This window comes from Okeania sp. KiyG1, assembly GCF_014132355.1.
Classification (GTDB): domain Bacteria; phylum Cyanobacteriota; class Cyanobacteriia; order Cyanobacteriales; family Microcoleaceae; genus Okeania.
The window spans coordinates 1-2,760 of sequence record NZ_BLZO01000090.1 but is presented as its reverse complement, the minus strand read 5'-3'; the positions used below and the strand labels follow the sequence as shown (position 1 = coordinate 2,760).

At 41.9% G+C, this 2,760-nt stretch carries 4 protein-coding genes; all 4 read right to left on the bottom strand.

The window, feature by feature from the left end; translation table 11 throughout:
* The coding region (locus SAGCYANO_RS20700) for a hypothetical protein (protein WP_202221793.1) at positions 1-288 on the bottom strand (288 nt) is incomplete at its 3' end.
* 216 nt (positions 289-504) lie between these two features.
* On the bottom strand, positions 505-876 hold the full coding sequence (locus SAGCYANO_RS20695) for an endonuclease domain-containing protein (RefSeq protein ID WP_202221792.1): 372 nt from the start codon (positions 874-876) through the stop codon (positions 505-507).
* A 543-nt stretch (positions 877-1,419) separates the two neighbouring features.
* Positions 1,420-2,520: an RHS repeat-associated core domain-containing protein gene (locus tag SAGCYANO_RS20690; RefSeq protein ID WP_237396432.1), complete on the bottom strand. Its 1,101-nt coding sequence runs from the start codon at positions 2,518-2,520 to the stop codon at positions 1,420-1,422.
* A gap of 25 nt (positions 2,521-2,545) precedes the next feature.
* Positions 2,546-2,760: hypothetical protein (locus SAGCYANO_RS20685; RefSeq protein WP_202221790.1), on the bottom strand; the 215-nt coding region annotated here is incomplete at its 5' end.

Sequence of the window (2,760 nt, the reverse complement as noted above, 5' to 3'; positions counted from 1 at the left end):
GCTCAACTCACTAAATTTCTGGATAAATTCATCTTCTGTTATTGAGGCGATCGCATGAGCAGAATCCCAGTCTTCATTGAGTAAAGCTTTGGCAATTTCGGGGTTATCATTCAGTCGCAATAGTCGCTGGTATTTTTTTAATAGATCTAAAATTGTTTCCCGCTTTAAGTTGTCCCAGTTTAATTTGTCAGTTTCCCCATTGCGAAAATTAAATTTAAGGATATCAAAATCGGAGTTTTGCTTGTAAAAGGAATTAAGGCGATCGTCTGATATTTTTATAGTTGACATTTTAGTTTCCTTGTTTTTGTTAATTGAATTGTTCTAATTTATATGTTTACTGTTCCGTTTCCGGTCTCCCTCCTGCTCCCCTCCAGGGAGGGGTTGGGGGTGGGTTGGGTTAGGGGTGGGTTAGACTAGGGTTTGGTTCCCCTCCGGCTCCAGTTCCGGCTCCAGTTCCGGTTCCCCTCCTGGGAGGGGCGAGGGGTGGGTTAGACTAGGGTTTGGTTAAGCATGGCTCAAAATCCAATCCTCAATCACCCCTAATACCCCCTCCACCTCACCACAAACTTCCTCTTCCTGAAACCGCAAAAATCGCACTCCCAAAGACTCCAAACGAGCTTGTCTTTCTGCATCCCTTTCCTGTGCTTCCTCGCTATCATGGGAATAACCATCAATCTCAATTGCCAGCATCAGTTTTTTGCAATAAAAGTCAACAATAAATTGATCGATGGGACGTTGGCGATCGAAGTCATAGCCACACATTTGCTTACCTTTCAGGTATTTCCAAAGGGTGGCTTCACCAGGAGTCATGTTTTTGCGAAGTTCTCTCGCTCTTTCTTTTAATAGTGGGTTGTAGGGGATGATTTTGGTTTTCATAATGGTGATAATGGTAATGTTTTTTCTGTTGGCTTGAGTAGGAGTTAACCCACCCCTAGCCTACCCACCGCTGAACCCACCCCTAGCCCAACCCACCCCCAACCCCTCCCTGGAGGGGAGCAGGAGGGGAACCGGAACCGGAGCATGAGGGGAACTAACCCACCCCTAGCCCCTCCCTGGAGGGGAACTAAGAGGAGTCGCAATAATCGCTGGTATTTTTTTAATAGTTCTAAAATTGTTTCTCGATCTAAATTTTTCCAGTTTAAATTGTCAGCTTGACCATTGCGAAAATTAAATTTAAGGATATCAAAATCGGAGTTTTGCTTGTAAAAGGAATTAAGGTTATTGTCTAATATTTTTATAGTTGACATTTTATTTTCCTGGTTTTTGTTAATAATTGAATTGTTCTGATTTGGTATGTTCGCTTAATTCCCCTCCGGTTCCCCTCCTGGGAGGGGTTAGGGGTGGGTTGGGTTTGGGTTTGATTTCGGTGCGTTACACTGTCGTTAACGCACCCTACAAGAACTGCGATCGCACTATTTATTAAGTAAGCCTTTGCCTCTTCGCACCTCTCTGCTTGTAGGATGGTGGGTTTTGATTTGCTTGGGACTTTACACTATCAATGTTTAAGATCAAATTTCTTACAAGTCCCTGATTTAAACTTATTAATCCAGAAATTTGTTGAACATTTTCTAATGCATTGCTGTCAGATAAGGTTTGCGTATCCACTTTCGCTCTCTCTATATCTTTTCTGATTTTTGTTACTTGCTTGTATATCAAATCCTCAAATTCTTTTGAATCATTCATTTTGTTCATTAGAGTTTTAGCATTATTATCTTCGTTGAATCCTTTTAATTCAGATAATTCATATTTAGTCAAAACTTCATCAAATCCTTCAGGATATTGCAGCTTACTAAAGTCACCTGAATCTTGTAAAACAGATAGAAACTCTTCTACTGCTTCATGTGCTTCCATCTGTTGAGTAGTCATTTTATGGTCATCTAGCTGTTCTTTTTTGTTCCTGTACATTGCAATGGCCCATTGATCTTTGGTAAGAGGTCTATCCGTAAATGAAGTATCCAGCATCCACCATGTGCCTTCAAAATCTTTAATACCAGTAGCTACATGCTGCGTCCACCCGCTACCATCAGGATATCTAAGACTGAATTGCGTGGGGAAATGCCATGAACGCGTTTGCTTTTGTATTTCCTCTTGTATTATTTTCGCTCTTGTTTCACACGATTCTGACATAGGAAAATCGAAAGCTCTCCCCTCTACTCGAAGTAATTTTAAAGAATTAAACAATTCTACTATGTAGGGTTCAGGCTTTTTTTCTTCTCCTGCTGTTTGTTCCCTCTGCATCATCCCCCCAATATCGACATGCGTCACAGGATTACCTCCCACAAACCCATACAAATTCAACCCATCCACAGTCCCCGCTGGATCGGGCTTCAACCACCTCCCCAACCAAGGCGCATAATACCTCGCTCCGTAATAGTAAAGCCCAGTACTATCATCCCTTTCCTTACCGCTATACCGATATTCCTTCAGCTTCACTTCCTGCTGACTCTTACCAGCAATAAACGCAGTTCCCCCATAGGGAAAATACTCCTCATAACTAATAATCTGAGCATCATCATCCACTTCCAAAGCAACAGAACCCAGGTGATTATCCAGTTGATAACGCCACTGAGTTCCCCTCCTGGGAGGGGTTAGGGGTGGGTTCCTCCCAATAATGGAAAATCGCCACACAACTATCACCATCCATTACTCTCAAAGTTTGCCGTTTAAGGATAGTTGTTTCCCCATTTTCAGTTTCATTCTGTAAGCGTTTAACTTCATAATTACCCAAATATATTTTTGATTCTTTCTGAATCACCGCAC

Excerpts from the sequence above, each read along its gene's own strand:
- SAGCYANO_RS20695 (WP_202221792.1), bottom strand. The coding sequence starts at position 876 with ATGAAAACCAAAATCATCCCCTACAACCCACTATTAAAAGAAAGAGCG.